The sequence below is a fragment of the Bacillus sp. FSL W8-0519 genome (genome assembly GCF_038005585.1).
Classification (GTDB): Bacteria; Bacillota; Bacilli; order Bacillales; family Bacillaceae_G; genus Bacillus_A; species Bacillus_A paranthracis.
On record NZ_JBBOTL010000001.1, the window covers coordinates 3,068,418 to 3,092,455 of the forward strand.

Genomic DNA, 24,038 nt, shown 5'->3' on the forward strand with positions numbered 1-24,038 from the left:
CAAACTGACATGTTCTGCTTTCTCTTAGGTGCTTGTCCAATTCACATTATAGAGAGAGATTGTAAAGATAGATGGAGTTAAAAGTTAAGTGTTTTTTAAGAGATTTTGTCGTTTTTTGCAAACCACAATTAGCGATTCACGCCAATCTAGCTTTCTAGCTTTTAACATTACATACATGTAAATTTTGATGTTAAATTTTTTCGTTTCATACGTTGTTTTTATTACTTTTAATTTTCGGGAAAAATCCACTAATTAATAATGTTATAATCCATACCATTATTAGAATGAAATTTATTGTATTACCGGAATTCAAACTAAACACTCTCCACAAATCGGCAGCACAAAAAACGAGAACAGCAGTAATAATAAGTAAAAATGTCCTAACTACTAATTCGATGTAAGATTTCTTCTCTTGCTTAAAAATGAACGTTCTTCTACCTTTGTACAATCTAAAAACAAACAGCAGCAAGTACATACCAAGCGCGGCTTCAATAACAATTGATGTAATAGAGTTGTTTTTTCTCTGCTCAGCTAGAGCGAAGTAACTTTCAGGTAATTTTCCCGTTTCATATTCAATCCATGCGTGGTAAATATCCTGACGTAAGTCTATACCACCTTCACTATTTGTAAGGATTACCAATCCATCCTTTGTATTAGGAATGAAACCATAAAAAGAATGCCAGCCTCGATTGTCACCAGAATGATAAAGTAATTTCCATTGATTAGATAGTTTTTTTTCAAATATACCTAAACCATTCTCCCCTAATACTGGCTTTTGCATTTCCTCAACACGTTCACTTTTGATGACACCATTCCCTTTATTATTTGCATCCATGCTTGCAAGTATCAATTTCATCATATCCGTAACATTTGTCTTGAGACCTGCAGCAGCCTGTTCGGTAAATTGGTAACTAGGGAGCTCCTCCCCAAAATATCCATAAGCTTTCGAAAGGTTATGGTTTTCAGGACGTTGTAAGAATGAACTAGATTTCATTTCTAAAGGTTTCATAATTTGTTCTTCCATATAACGATCAAACGCTATTCCGGTAACCTCTTCAATTACAAGTTGTAAAATTGTATATCCGCCACCAGAGTAAATTGTTTCTGAACCTGGTTTATTAGTAACCTCCACTGGTTCGTTAAGCCATCCTTTTCCAGACAGAGACTCCTGGATAGAATCAAGATGTTTCCCTGGTGCAACCCCAAGGTATCCTTTATGTGCAGATAGCCCTGCTGTATGACTTAATAATCTTCTTATCGTGACTTCATTATTATTAAACTCTGAATTAGGTAATTTCCATTTGGTCAGATATTTTCCAACGGGATCATCTAGTGATAAACGACCTTCATCTACAAGATGCAAGATTCCCCACGCTGTAAGACTTTTAGATATGGAACCAGCCTGAAACAAAGTATCATCACTCACCGCTTTTTTTGTCTTTTTATCTACATAACCATAGTTAAGTGTATAAGCAATACGCCCCTCATGTACAATTCCTATTGCAACCCCTGATACATTATAATTCCCCTGCCATTTTGGTACCTGTTCATCTAGCTTTTTTTTGAAATCCTCTATACTCCTATCAGTCAGCATGCCCGATTCTGCCCTCACCACATTTATAAACCATGCTTCATTCGTAATCAATATGCAAATGATTAAACATAAAATGCTTTTGCATATTATCGATGCTTTTTGTCTATTCTTCATTTGTCCTACCCCTTTTTTCAGAATATTCTACCCACCAATCAGAGTATCCCATTCCAATATCCCGTTCTATCGATTTTCATTACTTAACCTTACAAAATTGTAATAAAAATCAAAGTTCTACTATTATTGTCCTTTATCCGCGGGCAATGAAATTCATAAAAAAGATAGACATGCAGTTATATTTATGGTTTCAGTTAATGTCCCTAAAATACTAGTTTGGTTAATCAATTGGATATATTCTACACTACAAATATTCATTTTATAAAAAGAAGAACCCCACACATTTTGAGTAAAATGTGTGGGGTTCTTCTGGCTTCCCTAAGTTTTTATGAAAAAGATTGATTATTTTATGTAGCCTACTAAAAAAACATTTTGTTCAATCAACTAACAGAACAAGATTAAACACTTATAACTCCTACAATTTACGAATCTTATCTTTTTTTGCTTAAAAGCGATGTTTTTTTGCCATCGGTTCTATATATGTATTTAATATCCACATTAATACTTTCCATACCTTTTGTTGGCTAGGTGGGAGATGAGCGTTATATACATAACTGTATTCAATTTGCTGTGTTGCACCACGATTTCGTTTGAACTCTCCAGCCCCAGCACTACAATGACAAATTAAATCTTTTTCAATAGAATCCATTGTAATAAGGAGGGACAGTATACGGTATAAACCTTGTTGCTGGTCAGTGTTTGTATGATAACCAAGGATCGGCGTTGTCATAACCCCATCCCTAATAAAATAAGCAATGACACCATCAATTGTATTCCCTTTTTTTATGGCCTTTATCTCAAATAAACGATGCTGAAGAGCATTCCATAAATAAGCGGGTGTAAACATTGGGTTATGGGCAGAATATTTTTCAATATATAGTTGGTTGTATAGCTGAGAAATTTGTAAAATATCATCTTTTGTTAATTCTTCATTTGTAATGATTTCATAATTGCTTTTCTCTAATAAACTTTTATCATTTAGTAAATCTTTTCGTTTTTTTCGATTCATTTTTTTATACTGTTTCGGATCAAATAAGTATATAGAACGAGACATAATTTTATTGTAACCGACTGTAGATAGTGCTTCGGTCGTTGCGGGATATAATTTGTTATTTAAAGAGCGAAATAGAATGGTATGCTCTGGAAATTTCTCAACTAATAATTTCGTTATTTGTTCGATTTGTTGTTCGTTGATAGAGTGATACAGATTTGTTGAAAGCATCCAATTATTTACGACAATGACTTTATTTATATTCGTTCGTCTTAGCCAATTTCCCATAAGATGAATCGGATAGGTTAGTAGCTTCTCAAGCCATGGTTTTTTCAACTCCCATAGCTCTTCTAACGCATAAGATATGTAATGTGTATAAGGAGAACATACATATGAATTTTCGAACTCTGCGTTATTAAGAGTGACTGGTAAGATGAGATCATCAATTTCTAATAGAAAGAGCTGCGTGTTCACATTTTCAATAAATGCTGTAACGCCCTTTTGAAAAAGAGGCAAGAAACTATCTCGTACATACGCTCCATCTTTTTTGGATTCCCAATCAATGCTATGTAAAGAATGAACATCATGTAACTGAATCATTTATGTTCACCACGCCTTACAAAACTTTCTATTCTTTTTAATTTTTTATCATATACTTGAATATCGTAATGTGAAAAGAAAACATGTGGTATCGCACACTTTTTCGTAGACCATAGTGTATGTAATTCTTGCATTACCTTTGATTGACATAATTCTAGATTTTCAGGTAGTGCTTTAAGTTTAATTTCAATTTTATCTACGCTGTGCTGTATTACTTTAAATTCTTGAATTTCACTGGATGCAAACAAAATTGCTCTTCTAATGAAATCTGGAAAAATAAATATTTCGCTATGATCCACTTCACTTATTCCAATAAATATATCATCACATCGACCATCAATACGTTCTAATGCTAAGAAAGGTGAGCCACAGCTGCACGGCGTCTTTTTCTCAATTAATATGTCATTGAGACGATATCGTATAATCGGCTGTGTTTTCCTCATGAAATCAGTAATAATGGGAACGAATATCCCTTTCTCTTGATCTAAGTATTCTTTTTCAATATGAACGAGGTCTTCATTCATGTGTAATGTCCCCAGCTTGCAGGTGGTAGCAAGAAAACCTTCTGTACATTGGTAAACTTGGTGTACTGTCTGCTTGAAAGTTGCAGAAATAAAGTCTCTATCAATATCTTCAAGCACTTCTGCTACAGAGATAATTTTCTTAGGACAAATTGTAATCAGTCCTTCTTGCTGCCAGTAAGCAATTTTCCGTAACATAGACGGAGGTGCAATTAAAATAGATGGCTTTACTTCATTTAATCGCGTGATATGCTGTTGAAACGAATCTAGTAAATCAAAAAAATGAAATGAGATTCGCTTATTTTTTGTCGCTTCGTATAAATTGCTATTTGCACGTAAGAAAAAAGCAATCGTGTGTTTATGTAGAATGCTAGAAGGAAGCACCTTTCCAATAATCGAGCCAGCCCACAACGTTTGTTCTTCCTCAGAAACGAGAAAAACCCCACGATTTCCACTAGTGCCCGATGATAAACCGACAGTTATATTACGAATGGTTGGTGTGAAATTCCGGGTCTTCTCTGCTTCAAATGCTACATGAAACGCTTCTTTCTTTGAAATATGTACTGTATTTAGTCTATCAAAATGTTCCATCATTACTTCTTTATCAATAATGGGGAGTGCAGACAAATTCCCTTTTTCAATTTCATGTAAAAACGGCTTATATAACTGGCGATAAAAAGGCGACGCCTCTATCGTGAACAAAAGTTGTTTTTCTATTTGTCGTTTATGAAACTGTTCCAATTGTTTGCGATTTGAAAATCTCAAGCCATATTTTGTTTTCAAGTATTGCTTGAGAATCCGTAGTTTATTCATAGTACACCCCTGCTTTAATTTTATCCCATGTATGTTCACAATGAGTTGGTACAATTTCAATCTCAGGTGATGTTTGTGATAAATGGTGTAACTTCTCAATATTCTTCTGGTAAGACTTTGGATCGCTCGTTAAAAGGTTGGCAATTTTACTAGGAAATACAAGGTTTTGATACGTTTTACTGAGCCACACTGCGTCTGCACAAAGAAAGACAATTTTATTACTCTGCAAATGGATGAATATACCAAATTGACCGGTTGCATGTCCTGTTAAGTCAACAGCAAATAATGAGCCATCACCAAATACATCATACCCCTCTTCAAACTTTCCATATGTAGAAGGTAAGTTAAGAGATGGAGTTCGATCAATGAATGTCATCCTCTGCTCTAAATCCACTGGCAATGTATCTTTTAGGCACCCTTTTAATAGAGCTCCAAATTTACTTCTCTTTTTAATATCCTCATAAGCTTTTGCGAAGGTTAGTATTTTCGCTTTTGGAAAATCGGGTAAACCAGCTGTATGATCGCCATGAAAATGAGAAAGAATAATATATTTAATTTCTTCTGGCTGAATACCATCAAGAAGAAGTTGCTGTTTAATAGATTGTTCTTCCGTAAAATGAACAGGCGTCAGTTTTGCATATACAGAGTAAGGGAATTTTTTTGTCGCTTCTTTAAAGTGTCCTGCATATCCAGTATCAAATAAAATATATCCTAATTCTGGATGCTGGAGTAATCCTACTGTTGCTGGAAAACAGATTTGTTTCCAACTGCCCTTGGAGTATGCGATTTTTTCTGGATGTGTGCAATATCCTGTATCATATAGCTTTAAAGATTTGATTTTCATTGTATTTTCCACCAGTCTACAAATTTTGTAATTCCTTCTTCTATACTGACCTTTGGAGCATATCCTAGTTCTTCTTTAGCTTTATCAATACTTAACGTCTGGCTTTTTGAAAGGACGCTAACAGTATACTTTGTAAGAATAGGTTCTTTTCCGAATAAAATAGTTTTTGAGATTCCTTCTAATATAGCTGCTAGTGTAAAAGCAGTTTTGTAGGAAATTTTTTTATATCGTACTTCCTTATCAAGGCGCTTCATTACATTTTCTATGACCTCATATAAATTGATACGTTCGTCATTTGTTATATTGTACTTTTGCCCTAATGTATGTTTTGGGGAATGCATACAAAGAAGTAAAGCATCTACAACGTTCTCAACATACGTAATATCAACAAGAACATTTTCTGTACCAATTCTCGGTAAAGCCCCTTTTTCACATACTTTAATAAGACGGGGAAGAATCGCGTTATCTCCTGGTCCAAATAAAGCGCGCGGGCGTATTGTGATAACTGGTAAACCATGCGCGAAAGCTTGATCAATAGCTTGTTCAGCCATGTACTTCGTTGTTGCATAATGATTTACAAACGTATCAGGAAGTTTCGCATTTTCTACTACATTTTGTCGCTCATCATAATAAAAATAAATACTTGGCGTTGATACGTGGATAAGGCGTTTTATACCATACTTTTGACTTCCCTCGATAATATGTTTCGTTCCTAACACATTCGCATTATAAAAATCTTCATATTTGCCCCAAGGGGAAGAAAGTGCGCCACTATGAAAAATATAATCTTTATCTTTACAAACTTGTACCACACGCTCCCTGTCTTCAAGAGGACAATGAACAAACTCGATCCCATTTTGTTCTAATACCTTACCTATTGTTTTATTTCTTCCCGTTGCTGTTACTTCATAGCCCATATTTTTCAGTCGAAAGGCGAGTTTTTGTCCTAGAAAGCCCGTTCCACCAGTTACTAGCATTTTCATAAATCTTCACCATCCCACGATATGTCATATGTTGTTTGCTCTAAAATAGTCCGTTCATGTTTATAACTTTCACGCCATAATTTATACATGCTAAAAAACTGATAAAAAAATGGTTTCCAATCATTGTGACGATAAACGATATCTGGATAAGAACATAGAACTTTTAACCATCGTTTACGTTTTTGTTTACTTTTTAAATAAGGAAATCCATATAGAAGCATCGCTAACCGAATTGCACACTCCGAATTTTGTTTTGGAACGAATGAATTGTTTACTTTTTCATTAAAAAACGCGGGCAATATTTCCTCATCGAATAAATGTAATCCACTTGTAGTACGTGGATTACATTCAATTGGAATCGCATCTCTATTCTCTGTAACGATAAAATCAAAGGCAATTTGTCCTGAGAAATTTAACTCTTTTACAATATGCGTAACAAACTGATCAATTTTAGGATGATTCATATGCTGAAACGCAATGGTAGCACCTAAGCCTGCCGTGAATTCCGTTTTATACGTAGAGTGAGCTAACACTTCCCCAGATTGTGCAATACTATAGGAACAATGCTGCGTCCCTTGTATAAACTCTTGCATAATATAATTCGGCTTACGTATCACGCTTTCTTTTATAGCAGCCTCTTTTGTAATAAATTCCACTTTATCAGAAAACCGGGAGTAAATCGGCTTTAATACAAATGGAGTATGAGCTGGTGTTTTGTGCATCATTGACCTTATCGCTTCTTCATTACTTATTCTGCATGTCGCAGGTACTTGCCACCCTAAATTCGCTACGAACTGAATAAATTCCCACTTATTATGCAGTAATGAAAGTTTTTGAAAATCATCTACTAATACATGACAAAATACACTTAATTCCTCTCTATATTTAGATATATAAAATACTTCTTCACAAGTAGGAATAAGCAAATCTACATTGTGACGTTGAATAATGGATAGTAGCGTACGAATACTTTCATTTGTTTTCCACTTTGGAGATGGGATTTCATAAAAGTAATCCGTACTTTTTGAAACTTTACTTAACGGATAAGGAATACTATCTGCAATAATAACGGTATGTCCAGCGTTATGAAACAGTCTGCATAAATGCAAAGTTGCTGGTGCACGTGCCCCTGTAAGTAATACTGTTTTCTTAGTATTCAAGAAGGATGCCCCCGATAGAAAGTCCCGCAGAAGTACCTAATAATAATATTTTATTTCCGCGTTGCACTTTCTTTTGCTTAATCGCTTCGAAAAGAGCGACTGGAATAGATGCGGAAATCATATTGCCGTAGTCTTCAAAAATAGTCATAAAGCGTTCTTCATCTACCCCTAATTTTTTACGAATGAGTCTCATAGCTGGTCCACTTGCTTGGTGAGGAACAATTAAATCAATATCGGCTAGAGAATAACCAGTATCCATAAGGAGCTTGTCGATAAACTTCATTAAATACTTAGAAGATAGTTTAAAAATGGCTCTTCCATTCATATCGAACAAGAAGTCTTCTTTTCGTTCCTCACTATACTCCCTAGGATGAATCATCGTTCCACCGCCACGAATTTCTGATAAATGCGCACCAGAGCTATATGTTTCCATATAGGAAGCAATAATAGAAGATGAATGATCACCTTTTGTTATGACAACAGCTGCCGCACCGTCACCGAATAAAATACTGCTTTCATTTTGTCCCCAATTTAATCCAACAGAAGAAATTTCAGAAGAAATAATAACAACATTTTTGTATCTCCCGCATTCAATTGCGTATGAAATTGTATCAAGTGCTGTTATGAAACTTAAACATGTTGAATTGATATCAAAACACGGAATACCAGAATGCTGTAGCCCGAGATGTTCTTGAATAAGTGATGCAGTAGAAGGAATCGCCTGTTGAATCGTTCCACTTCCGCAAATAATACAATCGATATCATCCCAAGTTAACTTCGCATCTTCTATAGCTTTTTTTGCAGCCTCAGCCCCCATATAAGAAGACGTTTCCCCATCAACAAAGTATCGTGTTTTTACCCCAGCTTTTTTTAAAGTCCAGCCTTCTGGTACGTCTAGCATACGATCTATTTCAAGAGAATCTACTTTTCGTTTTGGAAGATATGTGCCAATGCCTTTTATACTAATATATCTTTTCATTTTCTATCGCCTCTTAATCTTTTTATAAGTTCAAAAATTCCGTCATATATAACTACTGTTGTAGATACATACAGATTCTTTTGTGGAATTCTGCTATCCCATTATGTACATCTAACTCTATTTTTCTTCAACAAAGAGCCAGTTCTCTACTTGAGAACTGGCTCTTTTCGCATGAGAATTCTTCAAATACATAAACTAGAAAAAACTTTTCTATCAATTTAATTATATTATAACAATTATCCGAAAATAATTAATAGTATTTTTTGTAAATAAAAGTGAATATGTGGTACAAACTTATGTGTGATACTAGTTTATTGAGCAGCAAATATAAATATATGGAACGTATATACATGTAATTTTAACATCTTCTATTTTCTCTTTTTTTTTTTTTAAAAGACACAGAGATTCCTCCCCATGTCTACTAATTCCTTACTTCTTCACCGCATGCACATAATGCACCGTCTCAAAAGCTTCTAAATAATCATTTCGTCCTTCAAAATAGAATGTATTTATGTCCTCTGGTGATAAGTGCTCATAAATGAGTAAGCCCGCCTTCGCTAACAGTGCTTCCATTTCGCGATAAGAATAACACGATTTCATCGGTTCTCCGCCTACTGCAGCCATTTTCACCATGTTTTCCACTCGATTAGACAATCCCTTTTCCGTAAATAAGTTTTCATCTGGATAATCGAAAACGATAGAGCTCCCTTCTGGAACCATCTCGAATAGACATTCTATTAAACTAGAAAGTTCCTCTTTCGTTAAATAATATGAAACACCTAAAAGGCTAAAGAAAGTCTTTTTATTTTCAAATCCTTCATTCCGTAACTGTTCATAGGAAAATCCTTTCGTAAAATCCATTGAAACAAAATGAAGGTGATTTGGAACTTCAAGTTCTGCTTCTTTTATTCTCTCCTTCTTAAACTGCTGCGTAGAAGGATGATCCACTTCAAATATTTCTATTTTATTCTCTAACTCTCGGTTTCTAAAGCTAAACGTGTCTAAGCCTGCACCGAGTATAACGTATTGTTTCGTTCCCAGCGTAATCTCGTGTAGTAATACTCTTTCACAATATGCCGCACGCGCTAAAGGTGTTGGTGATAATTGCACTTGTGTAATCCATTTTAATATTTCTTGTGGATTATCTTGAAACTGCTGTGCAATGTCTGTATTGAAAAAATGTATTCCTTGAACCATATTCATTTCAATGTCGTTACGTTCTTTTTGAGAAATGAACTCTTTAGCTACATAATCATCAAAGATTTTCGGATTATCAAATTCACTATGATATGCCCTTCCGAAAGCTGATACTAACGACGTTATACTGGCTTCACCTTTTTTCACGCACATACACTCCTTCATTTTCACAACAAAATAGGGTTCCCCTGGCCAGGAGAACCCTATTATACACTTTATTTTTATATTGGTAAATTATAGCATAAATAAGTTTTTTTGTCAAGTTTCCAGCCTACTATCACTCCGACACTTTGTATATTCTCTAGCAGGAAAATTGTCGATTCACACAGAATATTCCAGATTATAACAATACACATGGAGGCCAATATGAAACGATTCGTCATTATTACAGTAGGAAAAACACACAGCGGAAAAACTACATTTGCAAAAGCTTTAGAAAAAGAGTTACCCCACTCTTTCGTTATGGATCAAGATAACCAAGCTGAATTTATTAACACGCATTACGAAAAATTACAGCCGGCTGAAGGCCCTAATACATTTAAGCACGGTCTTTCGAAATTCATTGTTGATTATGCAAAAGAACATACAAATTTACACCTTATTATTAGTAACTCCAATCGCAGTAAAAACGGAAGGTTATATTTACTAAACGAATTATTTCCACAAAATGAATATGTACGCATACTCGTTCATTTTGACATTCCAGATGATGTACTTTACGAAAGAGTGGCTCGAAGCACACGTAGTACGAATATTTTTAGAGGTGGTTATTCTAGTTTTAAAGAAGTGCTAGATCGACAACAGGCTGAATCACTTCACAATGATGTGATAGATCCTGTAGAAAACGAGGCTGATTATTTGTTTGTTATTCGCAATAGTAAAGATGTAAGCTTTACTATTGAAGAAATTGTTCATCTTGCTAAAGATTTGTCCCCTACCCCAAAATAAAAGAATTTAAAAATTACATAATGATAGATTATTATGCAAATCCTTCCTCTAAGCGCCTAACATAGTATATAATGATAAGATAATCTACTTCTATATGCTCATTTTTACACAAAACAGTTCATGCATATGAAAGAAAAGAGGTACAAAAATATGAAAACAAAACAAACAATTGCTGCGTCTACACTAGCTTTAGCGATGATGGCTGGCGCAAACTCTGCTCATGCGGAAGTAAATGATGCTACTCCTCAGCAAAGTACGGGAGATCGATTAGCTGAAATTAAGCAACATAAACAAGAGTTAGATGCGAAATTGCAGCAACACAAAGAAAACGTGGATCAAACATTGAATGAACTTAACAAAGTTAAGGAAAATGTTGATACGAAGGTGAATGAACTACACGAGCGTAAACAAGTTGCCGATGAAAAAATTAACGAAATTAAGCAACGTAAAGAAGAGTTCGATGCAAAACTTCAGCAAGATAAACAAATCGCCGAAGATAAAATCGCTGAAATAAAAGAGCATAAAAAACAAGTAGAAGATAAAGTTGCTGAAGTGAAAGAACATAAGCAAAATATCGATAATAAGGTTAATGAGATTAAAGAACATAAACAAACTGTCGATGAAAAAGTGAATGAAATTAAGCAGCATAAAGAGAACATCGATCAAAAGGTTAATGAACTTAAGGAAGTTAAAAAACAAGTCGATGAAAAGTTAGCTGAGTTAAAGAAAGCGAAACAAACTGCTGAGGACAAACTTGCTGAGCTAAAAGAAAACAAACCGAATACTGGTAACACGTTAGAGGAACTTAAGAAAATTAAAGGTAATTTAGATAGCCTTTCCGCTAACTTAGAACTAGCTAAACAAGATGTGAAAAACAAACTAGCCGCATTACAAGAAGCTAGACAAGATTTAATCAATAAAATTAACGAGATTAAGCAATCGAAACAAACTGTTTCAGACGATTTATCAAAGAAAAAACAAGACTTAGATATTAAAATCAACGACTTTAAACATACTGAGAAAAAAATTGATGACAAATTAGCTGAGTTACACACAACTAAGCAAAATGTAGATAACAAGATCAACGAAGTATCTCAATCGAAACAAACAGAAACAAAGACTGGTACTACAAATGCAAACAATAATGCTAGAGAACTTCCTAATGCTGGTAGTGAGCAATCAAATAATATGGCTTTAGGTATGTTATCTGTATTAGGCGGCGTTTTATTAATTGCGCGCAATAAAATTAAAACGTTATTCTCAAAATAAAGCCATTATACTTATTAGAAATAATTATACAAAGGCCAACCGCATGTACGGTTGGCCCTTTTTCTTTATATTAATTGTCCATCTCTTAGCGTCAATATACGATCACATACATCAAGCATTCTTTCATCATGTGTAATCATAATTGCTGCTTTTTGGCTCTCCTTCACTTCACGTTTCATCATTTCCACAACTTCACGTGCGCGTTTTGAGTCTAAGCTTGCCGTTGGCTCATCCGCTAATATTAAATCTGGGTTATTCATGAACGCACGAGCAATTGCTACCCTTTGTTTTTCCCCACCAGATAGTTGATTTGGATAATGATTTTTTCTTTCTCCTAATCCAAATGCTGCTAATAAATGATCCGCACGCTTTTCTGATTCTTGTTTACTTTCTTTTTTCAGCTTAGCAATGTAAAGTAACTGTTCCTTCACATTTAAATATGGAACAAGATTTGCAAACTGGAAAATGAAGCCGATTTTTTTCAAACGAATGTCTGTCATTTCCTTTTCTGATAACTTCGTAATATTTTGCTCACGAATGTAAATATCCCCTTTTGACGGTGATAATAGTGCACCCGCGATTGATAATAACGTACTTTTCCCTGATCCAGAAGGACCGACGATTCCGATAAATTCTCCAGCTTTTACATCAAGCGATATCGGATGAAGGGCTGTTACTTCCGTATTCCCTTCTCCGTACACTTTACTTACTTTGTCTAATTTCAATAATGAAGTCATTACATCCCGCCTCCAATTGCTTCTAGTGCATCAACTTTTAATACTTGATATAACGAAATAAGTGTTCCTAAAATACTAATGACGATAAAGATTGCTGCATATTGTGCAATCATCGGTGTTGTTAATAAGAACGGCATACCTGTTGGTAAAATTTGTTCTAATCCTTGTACAAGAACGATGCTAATTATCATCGCAACGACTGATAAGAATAACGCCTGCACGACTAAGCTATTTGCTAAATACGAGTTCTTTGTACCAATCGCTTTTAATACGCCTAATTGCTGTGTTTTTTGCAGCGTAATGACATAGAAGAATACACCGATTAATAGCGCAGCGATAACAAGTAAGAACGCAATGATCATCGTTAATGTTCCTTGCTCTTCTTTAAATCCTGGAATACTTTGCAGTACTTCTTTTTTGTCGATAACATGTGCATTTTTAATTTCTTTATCTGTATTCAGTGCAATTGCACTATAATCTTTTTGATTTGGTTGTGAAATAGCACCCCATACGTCTTCATTTACATATACAACTGGTGTATGGCTAAACATTTGATCTTTCGTAAATCCAACGATTGTAAATTCTTTCTTTGAAACAGGATCAATAATTGTATCCCCAATATCAATTCCTTTTTCTTTAATTGATTCATCAGCAACCATTTCATTGTTTGCTGTACCTAATTTCTCACCTTTTACAATGTTCGGTTCCAAAAATGTATCGCGTTCACTTGAGAAAATAGCGATATCAACCTTTTTTGAACTATCTTTCTTTTCATATGTTGAAACTTTCACGCGAAACGGAACGGCCTCTTTCTCGCCTACTTGACTTACTACGTTATCTACATCGTCTTTCTTAATTTGTGAACGAAGTAATTTATTTTCCGCATCATCCGCTAAAACGAACTTATTTGCCTCCATATTTTGAATCGATGAAGCATTATCATATGATAATCCATTTGCTAATCCTGAAATCACAAGGACTAAAAATGATAATAAAACCATGATAAGTCCGATTAATCCATATCTTAATTTTGATTGTTTCAATTCACGCAGAGCTAAAAACATTTCGCTCGCTCCTTCCTCTTTCTTTCTATGCACTTATCATAAAAAAGAAATATGAACGGAATATGAACAGAAGATTACAGAGGAAAGATTAAATTTTCAGAAAGTATTGAAAATAAATAGAATCCTTGATACAATTCAGTCAAATAATATTGACCGAGTAATTTAATTCAAGGAGTTGATCATATTGAAGCCCGTATTAACACTCACTACTTATAGCCAACTAAAAGCATTAAGCGATCCACTACGTGCCGAAATGATGATACGTCTATGCGAACGTCCTTATACTGGACAATTACTATCTGAGAAATTCGGCATTTCAAGGGCGAAAATTCATTATCATTTAAAAGAATTAGAAAAGAATGATCTTATAGAGATTGTTTATACAGAAGAAAAGAATGGCATTGTTCAAAAGTTTTATCAATCTGTCGCTAAAGGCTTCACCCCTGCCACAGATCTATTACCTCATTTAGAAATAGTAAGCGAATCAGGTCGCCAAATCTTTTTACAAATGATAGAAAGAACGAAAAGCCAAATTCTCGCTGCACCAGAGGAAGCTTTTACATTACGAAATGCAAGTGAAGACCCAGCTAAGTGGAATTACGTTTCATCTTGCTGGGAGTTTGATGCTACGCCAGAACAATTTCAAGTGTGGGTAAAAAAGTTTTATGAATTAATGTCTGAATTAAACGAAATCACAAAAGGTGCAGATAAAGATCCGAATAGTAAACCTTATTATATTTCTACTACTGCACTTCAAATCGCAGAGAGAACAATGCAGCAATTTGTTAAAGAAGAAGAAAAATCGTAATACGATTTTTTTTACATAAACGGTCAAATTTATTTTACCGAATAAATTTATTATAAAGGAGTAGATAAAGTGGACATATTAAAAAACCGGAATTTCCTCTTATTATTTTTAGGGAGAATTTTTACAAACATAGGAGATAGCTTATATTACGTAGCAGCAATGTGGCTCGTATATAAGCTAAGTGGTAATCCTTTTTATTCTGGATTGGCTGGTTTCCTTACGTTACTACCTTCTGCATTACAATTTCTTACCGGCCCATTCGTTGATAGATGGCCAATTAAAAACACCCTCGTCATCACACAAGTTTTGCAATGCATTCTTATATTAATCATTCCTATTACACACTACTTCGACCTATTAACAGTCCAACTACTACTCATCATCATGCCCATCGTAGCCTTTATCGAACAATTCGCCTATCCTGCACAGTCAAAAGCTTTACCACTTCTACTGCATAAAACACAATTATTAAAAGGAAACTCACTCTTCTCATTTGCGTATCAAGGCATCGATTTAATTTGTACGACTCTTTCTGGAATATTAGTAGCACTACTTGGCGCAATCTCTTTATATGTAATTGACTCTTTCACATTCGCGATTACTGCCCTTTTGTTCTTTTCATTGAAAATGCCACAGCAAACTGCAGCAAACACATCACTTTCAACTAAACAATATTTCTCTGATTTAAAAGAAGGTTTTTCAATCGTCTTTCGTTCATTAATGAGCGTATTCTTAATCGGTTCAGTTGTTGCCAATTTTTCTATCGGTATGACGATGGCCATACTCCCTTCTTTCGCTGATTCTTTAGGAGGCGTGAAATCATACGGATTCTTCTTAGCTGCTATATCAGCAGGTAGTCTCATCGGCGCATTATTCAGTTCATGGGTAGGCAAACGTAACGTTGGCCGCGTCTCCATTATTAGTTTTGCGGCTGGCGCTACCTTTTGGTTTCTCTCTACAATCGTACCGTTTCAATGGCTATCTATTCTCTTATTCGGCCTAGCTTGGATTCCAATTGGTGCAACCAACATATTATTTGCGACAATTAGCCAAATTCTAATTCCAAACCAATATATTGGCCGCATCAATTCAGTTATGCGAAGTATGGGCACAATTGCTATGCCGTTCGGTTCTTTAATTGGCGGATATGCTGCAAATGTATTTAGTAGCCAACTCATTTTCGCACTCGCTAGCATCGGGATTTTATTTATTTCTCTCGTATGGCTACTCCATCCGAAATTACGAGCATTGCCGAAAGCTGATGAAATTACAGCGGATACTTTTGGGGTTCGGTTTAAGGAAGAGCGCGGGAAAGGTGCGGCTTTATAGCAGGAATGAGAGTACGTGAAATTTATATCGGCGATTTTTCAAATATATCAGCGCAACTCGAATTATATCGGCGATTTTCACAATATATCGGCGCAACTCAGATTATATCAGCGATTTTTCGATTATATCGACTTAACGACAAAAAGAAGAGGCCGTTCCCAAACAGCCTCTTCCCTCTATTTTGGAAGCTCCACCCGAACAGTCGTCCCTTCCCCTTTCGTGCTATAAACTGAAACAGTTCCGTTATGCAGTTCAACAATCTTCTGCACAATCGATAATCCTAAACCGCTACCTTCTACATTTCTTGCTCTTGCTGTATCCACCTTATAAAAACGATCAAAAATACGATCCATTTCTTCTTGCTCCATACCGATTCCGTTATCGGATATAGAAATTATAATGCTAGACTCTAACTCTTCGACAAAAAACTCAATGGTCTCACCGTCGTTTGAAAACTTAATGCTATTCGTAAAAATGTTACTCCATACTTGATGAAGTAAGTTTTCATCACCTTTTATAGTGATATCTGGCACATCAAATTCAACGGCGATATCTTTCTCACGCCATTTCCACTCGAGCATAAAAATGGCGTCTTTAATTTGCTTCTGCAAATTGAATTCTTTTATTTGTAAAACTTTCTCTTCTTTATCTAATGACGCTAGCGTAAGTAACTGTTTACATAAACTAGACATTCGCTTACTTTCGCCCTCAATAATTTGTAAGTAATGGTTTCTTTCTTCCACGCTCATCTTTTCTGTTTGTAATGTCTTCGAAAATCCTTGTATGGAAGAAAGCGGTGACTGGAATTCATGTGAAACGTTCGAAACGAATTCTTGTCTCATTTCATCCAGTTCTTTAATACTTTTCGTCATCTTTTGGAAGCTTGTAGATAACGTTCCTATTTCATCTTTTCGTTTTACATCTAATTCAATTTCATATTCCCCACTCGCAATTTTTTGCGTAGCATTCGTAAATTTACGAATGGGACGAACGATGTAACCTGCTGCAATCGCTATAAAGATAATACTTAATAGTACGATAAACCCAAGTAATACCGCTAAGAAAATTCGCATCTCGCCAAATTGGTTTTGAATGTCAGGACGAATAAATAATGCGTACTGTTTATCACCGTGCTTTACCGGTACACCGACACTATTAATTAATTCATTATCGAAAAATCCTGTAATAAAGAGACGTGTTGGATATGTAGAAACACCATTAAACGTTTCCCCTTGCAATACTTTATGAACGGTATCATCACTAATAGACGTCTTACGAAACGCATTGCCGATACGCTTTCCATTCTTTTGATCATCGACAATATAAATTTCATACCCTAGCTTCGCAATAGATTGTAAGTACGCCTCTTGATTTTCTTCGCTTTGCTTTTCATATAACGATTTAACTTCTTCCGCATACTTTAAAATCTTTTCACTATTATACGGTTTTAACTTCACTTGATAATATACGTTCGTTAATAAAAAGCCGATAATACTACTGAGTAGCATAATACCGACCGTCATAAAAACAAATCTAGAGTATAATGATTTCATTTTATTTCAGCTCCAACTTATACCCGAGTCCGCGTACTGTCGTAATTTGAAAATCATCCGTTCGTTTTGAGAAACGATCTCGGAGCCTTTTCACATGAACATCAACTGTTCGTTCATCCCCTTCAAAATCCATTCCCCATACTAGCTCAATTAATTCTTCTCTTGAAAATGTTCTCCCAGGATAACTAGCTAATTGTGATAATAATTCAAATTCCTTTAATGGAAGCAAAATCGTCTGCCCGTTACACTTTACTTCAACACCTTTACGATCAATTGTCGTCCCGTGAAGTGTAATTATGTCCGCACTTAGCATTTGATAACGGCGTAATAAAGCTTTCATACGGAAAATGACTTCAGCTGGTTCAAATGGTTTTACGATATAATCGTCTGTACCAGAAATAAATCCTTTTTCTTTATCGACTAACTGATCCTTTGCTGTTAATAAAATAACAGGAATATCATGATACTTCCGAATTTCTTCACATAACGTATAGCCATCAACGAACGGCATCATAATGTCTACGATCGCAAGATGAATATTTTCCTTCTCTAATACTTCTTGCGCTACCTTTCCATCTTCTGCTTCAAAAACTGTAAACCCCTCTTTTTGTAAATGATAATGTAACAACTCTCTAATATGCTTATCATCATCAGCTAATAAAATATGTATCATCTTCATTAAACCCTCTCTTATTCATCCTTCTACATCACTACATTAAGAAACAATTGGATTTTTTGCAAGAAAAAGAAAAAGAATCTATTTTGAAAAAAGACTATTCAAAATAGATTCTCACGTTTCAGTATTAAGATTATTTTAATCAAAAACAACTTTTAAGCCTTAGAAATATCAACAAATCCTTCTCCGAATACGTCACGAACATCGTGTATAGCAATGAACGCAGCTGGATCTGTAGTTTGAACAATCCGCTTTAGCTTCACTACTTCTTGCTTATTAATAACAACATATAGAATGTCCTTCGGCGTTTTCGTGTAATAGCCATGACCTGAATACACGGTAACCCCTCTGCCCATTAAGGTTGTTACCTTCCCGGCAATTTCATCCGGATTATCAGAAATAATTGTAATGGCCTTTTTCGGATTTAAACCTTCAATTACAAATTCCATTACTTTCGTTCCTACATATAGCATAATAATTGTCAGCATCAGTTTTTCTGCACCAATGATGAAATAAGATGAAAATGCAACGATTAAATCGAAGAACAGTAGGCCATAGCTAATGCTCCATCCTAAATATTTATGCGTCATCCGTGCTAAGATGGTAGTACCTGCTGTCGTTCCACCAACGCGAATGATGAGACCAATCCCGCACCCGATAAATATTCCACCGAAAATAGCATTTACGAGCATTTCATCCGAAGCAATCGTCCATCCTTCTGTTAAATGAAGAAATAGCGAGTTCGTAACTACAGCGATAATCGTATAAATCGTTGTGATTTTATTCAAAAATTTATAACCGACTATTAACAAAATCGCATTTAAAATTAAATTAACTAAACCTGGTGACCATTCAAATAAATAGTACGTAATAATCGTAATACCTGTTACCCCGCCCTCACCAAACTCGTTCGGGATAACAAACAAATTGACACCTAACGCAAAAAGAAATGCACCGATAATAATAAAAATAATGTCTGTCGTTCTTTTTTTCATACAGTACCTCACTTCTTATGTAAATATTTATTCTGTCATAAACTCTCACCATTATATCGTGGAATATTCAAATCGAACAGTGGTTTATTTTTATTTTCATATAGGATGATAAATCAACTTTATTCTATATCCACATGTAATTTTAAAAGGGTAACAACTGTATTTATTATGTACTACAAGTAAAGTTTTGATTTCACATGTTATTCATGCTAAAAACCGAATAGGAACACGTACTCGCATGAACTTCGAGTACAAAACAAATAGGCGAAGCTATAGAATAGGCTTCGCATTAAGCATTTGATTGTAGAGATTTATATTCATACATTCCAAAATAAATTTACTTATCTTTCTCCATATATTCTTTAATCTTTCGTTCTTCCCACTCTTTTCCGAATATCCCGAATGGAAAAGTTGTCAAACCATGTATAACGATACCAATCCCCCAGCCTGCAAGTGGATATAAAAACCATAATTTACTTGAATCAGAGCTTATATTTATAAAAAAAAGCATTAAGTTAACTAGTATATATAATGCTAAATGAATATAAAACGCTTTTAAATTCTCCACTCTTTTTTTAGCTCGTAAATAATTCTCATCTCGCTCCATATATAAACACCTCTTTCATTATTGTATTTTTAAAATTTACTCCGATTTAAACATCATATTCTAGTCAGGAATACCTTATTCTCAAAAAATACAAAACAAAAAAGTACCTAGCAAATGGTCATGTGTATGACCATTTGCTAGGTACTGAATAATCCATTTATTATTTACAGAAATCTAATTAAGACCAAATCCAAACATCGTCATTATTTTCAACGTTGTTTTTTACTTCATGCACTTTTTCGATATGATCAACTGTGTTCCAATTAATAGAACTTCCACCCCAGCCCACATAATTCATATCAATTTTCACTTTCTCACCCACATGAAATACTTGTCCCTTTGTTAAGAAAACATCAATAATATCTTTCTTCCCGTTTAACGATGGATACCCCACTACGACATATTTAGTAGCACCGTCTATTCCTACTTTTGATACTTCACCAATTACATAATCAGGTGAGCCATCTTCTTTCATGTGCATGCCTAACTTGTTTGTTGTATTTTCAATTGCAGTTGCAACCATATATTCTGTAAAATTACGCATCATAGATCCAGTAGCTTTAACCTCATCTCCTACTTTCACATTTGAGAAAGTATCCATGTATACACTAACAGGTTCTTCGTATTGCTTAGATTTTACGACAATTACACCGTTATCTACTTCTACTACTCGTCCTTCTAACGTCGAGAAATTCGATTCAATAGAAGCTGCACTCGCTGTTGTTACTTCTAGTCCTGGTACATTTGTTCCTGATAATGCTGCGATTCCTAAAGCACCTGCTAAAATTAATTTTTTCATACCCATTATGAAACATCTCCATTCATGATGATTTTATATTTGATTGGATACGACCAACCTGTAACTATTATAGTTACAGGTTGTAGAAAATAGCAACCCTCTTTCTTATGCAATGTTGCATACTGTGATTTTTAAATATACAGTAAGAGGGCTTTAATTTAATTCAAAGCTAAAATAATCTTATGACCACGGTATAAAGAAATTAAGAACTACTTTCGGTCCTAAGGTTAGCGAATAGCTTTATAAAAACTCAATCAAAATTTATTCAACTAGTTGAATAATGAACCATGTCGAATTTTATTTTCACAAAATTCAAATTTCAAGGAGGTTTTACAAAATATTACACAGAATTATTCGTATATCGTAATATATTTGGAATTTTTTACGATTCGTTTCATTTTATCTACCACGTTTAGACAAAATGAAATAAAACAATAAAAAGGAGAGAGATAGATTGAAAAGAAAAATTAGTACAGCTGTTGTAGGGTTATCAGTGTTTAGCCTTGGTCTTTTTGGTGTAAATATTGGGGATGGCGGCGTTGTAAAAGCTGAGCACGGTGAAACTTTTGCTCCGAAATTAGAAAATCATGGTGACTACGGTGGCGCTCCTGCTTTCAATGTTGGGGATACTCCTGCTTCGAAATCAGTAAGCATTGGAGATGGCGGTGGCGCTCCTGCTTATGATCATGGCAGACCTCCTATTTCATCATACAATATAGGGGATACTTGGGCTCCTTCTTATACAAATACTCATGGAGAAGGAATGGCTCCTAAACAAGAGAGTCACGCTGACTTCTTTGCTCCTACGTTAGAAGCGCATGGTAATACTGGCGCTCCTGCTTTAAATGGTGGTGATACGCCGACTCCGAAACTTGAGAGCCATGCTGATACTCCTGCTCCAAAGCTTGAAGGACATGGTGATTTTCCTGCTCCAAAATTAGATGCTCATGGCGATACTCCTGCTCCGAAGCTTGAGAGCCATGCTGATACTCCTGCTCCGAAACTTGAAGGACATGGCGATACTCCTGCTCCGAAGCTTGAAGGACATGGCGATACTCCTGCTCCGAAGCTTGAAGGACATGGCGATACTCCTGCTCCGAAGCTTGAAGGGCACGAACATTTCCCTGCTCCGAAACAAGAAGCTCACGGTGAGACTATTTAACACAAAAATCCTAGCTATTGTAGCTAGGATTTTTACCTTCTTACCCTATTCACACCTCATGCATACTTTCTCAACTTTTATTTTAGCATTGTACATGTGGCATCATTTTATTAAGATTCTATAGTCAATTGTGTCCTTTTCTTCATAAAAACACATGGACTGACAGGTTTTACCGACTTATATAATTCTGAATATTTTTTATCAACAATAAATTCCATATAATTACTTTTAATCGTGTTACCATTATAGTTACAATTATATAAAAAAATATACAAGGGGGCTAATATGAACATTTCATTGAAGGGACATACATATACAACAAAACATTTAGAAGCTTGGTACCATGCAATCTTAACGCAAAACGTTAAGGAAGCACAAATTCAGTTTCAAGAAGCTAAAAAAGAACATGAAGAAATACTTTTGAAAGAAACAGAAACGATTCCACTTTATCAGTTATATTATGCATTACTGCAGTTCCGACATACAGCTCTGACAGATGGACTATCAATCTCGAAAGATAGTTTTCAAATCATAGAAGACCAAGAAAAACCAGAAGATAAACACCTATCTTATCTATATCATTATTATAAAGCGATTTATTTTGCAGCAATTAATCATTATCAAGAAGCAGAAGAATATTTCTTAAAAGCACATGCACTTTTATCTGGACACAGTCAAATTGAACAAGCTGATTTCTATTACCGATACGCTGCTTATCATTGTCACCAACAACAACCAAGTTTTGCCATTGTAAATGCTTCTAAAGCATTAGAAATTTTCGAATCGCAACACGGATGTGAAAGAAATATTTCATCCTGTTTAAGTGTACTTGGTGCTTCTTATGTAGACGTAGGACACTTTGAACAAGCTGAAGAAAGCTATAACAAAGCGTTAGATATTCTCCAAAAATTAAATGAAGAATCATTACAACTGTATGTACGAGGTAATCTAGGTCATCTATATGCTAGCCAGAATCTTTCTGAAGAGGCAGTTCGTCACTTGACACAAGTTGTTGAAAAGATCCCATCTCACTACAAAGCTATATTCTTACTTGCTCAAGAACATGATAAATTAGGACTTATAGACAAAGCAAACCACTACATTAAAATAGGGAAACAACTTATTGCTGAACTTGGTAATGAAGAGCACAAACATCACTTTGCTATACTAGAAGCTTTCACAAATCAAACTGAATTAGACAAAATTGAACCGATTGTTTTAGAAGGAATTGAATACTTCAATAAAGAATCTTTATATATCTATGTTTCTGAGTATCTTGAAAAACTAGCTCTTGCGTTTTATAACAAACAACAACATGAGAAAGCAAGTTTATACTTCTTTAATAGTACAGTAGCAAAAAAATCAAATGAAAGAGGGTTAAAGAAATGAAAAAAACAATTGGTAAAATCGCTGTAGGTATTGCATTTACGGGTATTGCTGCATTTGGTTTAAACGCAAGTTTCACAAATCAAGCTGGACATACTCACTTCCCGTCTCCACCAGCTCCTTCTTTTTCTGAGGGCCACACTGGCGGCGCTCCTGCATTAAACATCGGTGACACTGGTGGAGCTCCTAAACAAGAAGGGCATGCACATTTCCCTGCTCCGAAAGTTGAATCTCATGGCAATACTGGCGGTGCTCCTATTAATTCTTAACATAGTACAGGTATTTAAGTTACCAATATTGAGATTTATTTAGTTTTCAATTTCCATATTTATCTAGAAACCATTCAATATAGCAAATATTATGTATACGCATGATTTCTGTTGTGATACGCTGTACCCGAGAGAAATCTCCAATACATATGTGGTTTTCAAATCTAAAAAATACACCTATTAATTAGGTGTATTTTTATTTTACCTCTCCATTTAATAATTAAAGAATGACCCCCAAAAAACCCCAACAAAAAAACGAAGAAACTACCTATACTTCGGTCACTTAAAGTACCACGAACGTTGCGATTTTTAGTGACACTCCGTATCCAACTTCCCTTACCTCACATGCCTAAAGGCGATAGCTTTCTTGTTCAGGAAAAGCTGTAACCTCTCCATTCATGATGATTTTATTTTTCGGATTGAATACGATCAACTTATAATCATTACAGTTACAGATTGCAGAAAATAGCAACCCTCTTTCTCATGCAATGATGCATACTATACTTTTTAAATATAAAGCGTTTTTCCCTATATTCAATACTACTGCTAAATTCTTGTACACCAGCAGGTAAACGAATTGATGATGAAGAAACTAATGTCATGCATCATATTTTTCAATACTACAGTTTGATAATCGTAG

Annotated in this window: 21 protein-coding genes and 1 pseudogene; 7 read left to right on the forward strand and 15 right to left on the reverse strand. The window is 34.9% G+C overall.

The genetic code is table 11. The features are described from left to right. Positions 1–167 precede the first annotated feature (167 nt). From NST14_RS16085 to NST14_RS16120, 8 genes and pseudogenes are all read right to left on the reverse strand, one after another. Positions 168–1,708 (reverse strand): annotated as a pseudogene (locus NST14_RS16085) (serine hydrolase domain-containing protein). Between the two features lie 445 nt (positions 1,709–2,153). Then, positions 2,154–3,299: a hypothetical protein gene (locus NST14_RS16090; protein WP_097951856.1), complete on the reverse strand. Its 1,146-nt coding sequence runs from the start codon at positions 3,297–3,299 to the stop codon at positions 2,154–2,156. Continuing rightward, positions 3,296–4,633: a F390 synthetase-related protein gene (locus tag NST14_RS16095; RefSeq protein ID WP_229142806.1), complete on the reverse strand. Its 1,338-nt coding sequence runs from the start codon at positions 4,631–4,633 to the stop codon at positions 3,296–3,298. The genes NST14_RS16090 and NST14_RS16095 overlap by 4 nt, the downstream gene beginning before the upstream one ends. Continuing rightward, positions 4,626–5,477, reverse strand: coding sequence for an MBL fold metallo-hydrolase (locus NST14_RS16100; RefSeq protein ID WP_229142807.1), 852 nt, complete (start codon positions 5,475–5,477; stop codon positions 4,626–4,628). The genes NST14_RS16095 and NST14_RS16100 overlap by 8 nt, the downstream gene beginning before the upstream one ends. Next, positions 5,474–6,460 carry an NAD-dependent epimerase/dehydratase family protein gene (locus tag NST14_RS16105; protein ID WP_048555347.1) on the reverse strand — a complete coding sequence of 329 codons (987 nt, stop codon included), beginning with the start codon at positions 6,458–6,460 and terminating at the stop codon, positions 5,474–5,476. The genes NST14_RS16100 and NST14_RS16105 overlap by 4 nt, the downstream gene beginning before the upstream one ends. Continuing rightward, a complete protein-coding gene (locus NST14_RS16110) occupies positions 6,457–7,620 on the reverse strand; it encodes an ATP-grasp domain-containing protein (RefSeq protein ID WP_229142808.1) in 1,164 nt (387 codons plus the stop codon). Before NST14_RS16110 ends, NST14_RS16105 begins: the two co-directional genes overlap by 4 nt. Beyond that, positions 7,610–8,599: a beta-ketoacyl-ACP synthase III gene (locus tag NST14_RS16115; protein WP_229142809.1), complete on the reverse strand. Its 990-nt coding sequence runs from the start codon at positions 8,597–8,599 to the stop codon at positions 7,610–7,612. Before NST14_RS16115 ends, NST14_RS16110 begins: the two co-directional genes overlap by 11 nt. Positions 8,600–9,028: 429 nt before the next feature. Then, positions 9,029–9,949, reverse strand: coding sequence for a class I SAM-dependent methyltransferase (locus NST14_RS16120; RefSeq protein WP_229142810.1), 921 nt, complete (start codon positions 9,947–9,949; stop codon positions 9,029–9,031). A 213-nt stretch (positions 9,950–10,162) separates the two neighbouring features. Here NST14_RS16120 and NST14_RS16125 point away from each other — a divergent pair, with 213 nt between their 5' ends. Continuing rightward, positions 10,163–10,744 (forward strand): ATP-binding protein, encoded by a 582-nt coding sequence (locus NST14_RS16125; RefSeq protein ID WP_076856564.1) that lies wholly within the window; start codon positions 10,163–10,165, stop codon positions 10,742–10,744. Positions 10,745–10,894: 150 nt separating this feature from the next. After that, complete coding sequence (locus tag NST14_RS16130; RefSeq protein ID WP_000851041.1) at positions 10,895–12,013, forward strand: LPXTG cell wall anchor domain-containing protein; 1,119 nt, start codon at positions 10,895–10,897, stop codon at positions 12,011–12,013. A gap of 65 nt (positions 12,014–12,078) precedes the next feature. On the opposite strand, the gene NST14_RS16135 is transcribed toward NST14_RS16130, so the two are convergent. Beyond that, positions 12,079–12,750: an ABC transporter ATP-binding protein gene (locus NST14_RS16135; protein ID WP_000202587.1), complete on the reverse strand. Its 672-nt coding sequence runs from the start codon at positions 12,748–12,750 to the stop codon at positions 12,079–12,081. Continuing rightward, positions 12,750–13,814, reverse strand: coding sequence for an ABC transporter permease (locus tag NST14_RS16140; RefSeq protein ID WP_000477777.1), 1,065 nt, complete (start codon positions 13,812–13,814; stop codon positions 12,750–12,752). Before NST14_RS16140 ends, NST14_RS16135 begins: the two co-directional genes overlap by 1 nt. Before the next feature lie 184 nt (positions 13,815–13,998). Between NST14_RS16140 and NST14_RS16145 the strand changes: the two genes are divergently transcribed. Both NST14_RS16145 and NST14_RS16150 read left to right on the forward strand, forming a co-directional pair. Continuing rightward, on the forward strand, positions 13,999–14,622 hold the full coding sequence (locus NST14_RS16145; protein ID WP_000805783.1) for an ArsR/SmtB family transcription factor: 624 nt from the start codon (positions 13,999–14,001) through the stop codon (positions 14,620–14,622). Between the two features lie 69 nt (positions 14,623–14,691). Further along, complete coding sequence (locus NST14_RS16150; RefSeq protein WP_076871880.1) at positions 14,692–15,951, forward strand: MFS transporter; 1,260 nt, start codon at positions 14,692–14,694, stop codon at positions 15,949–15,951. Positions 15,952–16,127: 176 nt separating this feature from the next. Here the strand turns inward: NST14_RS16150 and NST14_RS16155 are convergent, their stop codons facing one another. The 5 genes from NST14_RS16155 to NST14_RS16175 form a co-directional block, all read right to left on the reverse strand. Then, a complete protein-coding gene (locus NST14_RS16155) occupies positions 16,128–17,504 on the reverse strand; it encodes a sensor histidine kinase (RefSeq protein WP_341118932.1) in 1,377 nt (458 codons plus the stop codon). A gap of 1 nt (position 17,505) precedes the next feature. Then, positions 17,506–18,183 (reverse strand): response regulator transcription factor, encoded by a 678-nt coding sequence (locus tag NST14_RS16160; RefSeq protein ID WP_000781974.1) that lies wholly within the window; start codon positions 18,181–18,183, stop codon positions 17,506–17,508. A gap of 152 nt (positions 18,184–18,335) precedes the next feature. Beyond that, entirely contained in the window at positions 18,336–19,175 is an 840-nt protein-coding gene (locus NST14_RS16165; RefSeq protein WP_000747499.1) for a YitT family protein, read from the reverse strand. Positions 19,176–19,512: 337 nt separating this feature from the next. Next, complete coding sequence (locus NST14_RS16170; RefSeq protein WP_000438991.1) at positions 19,513–19,782, reverse strand: 2TM domain-containing protein; 270 nt, start codon at positions 19,780–19,782, stop codon at positions 19,513–19,515. 178 nt (positions 19,783–19,960) lie between these two features. Next, a complete protein-coding gene (locus NST14_RS16175; RefSeq protein WP_229142811.1) occupies positions 19,961–20,587 on the reverse strand; it encodes a hypothetical protein in 627 nt (208 codons plus the stop codon). 448 nt (positions 20,588–21,035) lie between these two features. Here NST14_RS16175 and NST14_RS16180 point away from each other — a divergent pair, with 448 nt between their 5' ends. The 3 genes from NST14_RS16180 (at position 21,036) to NST14_RS16190 (ending at position 23,398) form a co-directional block, all read left to right on the forward strand. Next, positions 21,036–21,743, forward strand: a complete 708-nt coding sequence (locus NST14_RS16180) for a hypothetical protein (RefSeq protein WP_341118933.1) — start codon at positions 21,036–21,038, stop codon at positions 21,741–21,743. A 285-nt stretch (positions 21,744–22,028) separates the two neighbouring features. Next, entirely contained in the window at positions 22,029–23,132 is a 1,104-nt protein-coding gene (locus NST14_RS16185; protein WP_229142813.1) for a tetratricopeptide repeat protein, read from the forward strand. Then, positions 23,129–23,398, forward strand: a complete 270-nt coding sequence (locus NST14_RS16190; protein ID WP_220779534.1) for a hypothetical protein — start codon at positions 23,129–23,131, stop codon at positions 23,396–23,398. The genes NST14_RS16185 and NST14_RS16190 overlap by 4 nt, the downstream gene beginning before the upstream one ends. The last annotated feature ends 640 nt before the right edge of the window (positions 23,399–24,038 follow it).

Coding starts and splice junctions, on each gene's coding strand:
- NST14_RS16090 (WP_097951856.1), bottom strand. CDS start 3,299: ATGATTCAGTTACATGATGTTCATTCTTTACATAGCATTGATTGGGAA.
- NST14_RS16095 (WP_229142806.1), bottom strand. CDS start 4,633: ATGAATAAACTACGGATTCTCAAGCAATACTTGAAAACAAAATATGGC.
- NST14_RS16100 (WP_229142807.1), bottom strand. CDS start 5,477: ATGAAAATCAAATCTTTAAAGCTATATGATACAGGATATTGCACACAT.
- NST14_RS16105 (WP_048555347.1), bottom strand. CDS start 6,460: ATGAAAATGCTAGTAACTGGTGGAACGGGCTTTCTAGGACAAAAACTC.
- NST14_RS16115 (WP_229142809.1), bottom strand. CDS start 8,599: ATGAAAAGATATATTAGTATAAAAGGCATTGGCACATATCTTCCAAAA.
- NST14_RS16120 (WP_229142810.1), bottom strand. CDS start 9,949: ATGTGCGTGAAAAAAGGTGAAGCCAGTATAACGTCGTTAGTATCAGCT.
- NST14_RS16125 (WP_076856564.1), top strand. CDS start 10,163: ATGAAACGATTCGTCATTATTACAGTAGGAAAAACACACAGCGGAAAA.
- NST14_RS16130 (WP_000851041.1), top strand. CDS start 10,895: ATGAAAACAAAACAAACAATTGCTGCGTCTACACTAGCTTTAGCGATG.
- NST14_RS16135 (WP_000202587.1), bottom strand. CDS start 12,750: ATGACTTCATTATTGAAATTAGACAAAGTAAGTAAAGTGTACGGAGAA.
- NST14_RS16140 (WP_000477777.1), bottom strand. CDS start 13,814: ATGTTTTTAGCTCTGCGTGAATTGAAACAATCAAAATTAAGATATGGA.
- NST14_RS16155 (WP_341118932.1), bottom strand. CDS start 17,504: ATGAAATCATTATACTCTAGATTTGTTTTTATGACGGTCGGTATTATG.
- NST14_RS16160 (WP_000781974.1), bottom strand. CDS start 18,183: ATGAAGATGATACATATTTTATTAGCTGATGATGATAAGCATATTAGA.
- NST14_RS16165 (WP_000747499.1), bottom strand. CDS start 19,175: ATGAAAAAAAGAACGACAGACATTATTTTTATTATTATCGGTGCATTT.
- NST14_RS16170 (WP_000438991.1), bottom strand. CDS start 19,782: ATGGAGCGAGATGAGAATTATTTACGAGCTAAAAAAAGAGTGGAGAAT.
- NST14_RS16175 (WP_229142811.1), bottom strand. CDS start 20,587: ATGGGTATGAAAAAATTAATTTTAGCAGGTGCTTTAGGAATCGCAGCA.
- NST14_RS16185 (WP_229142813.1), top strand. CDS start 22,029: ATGAACATTTCATTGAAGGGACATACATATACAACAAAACATTTAGAA.
- NST14_RS16190 (WP_220779534.1), top strand. CDS start 23,129: ATGAAAAAAACAATTGGTAAAATCGCTGTAGGTATTGCATTTACGGGT.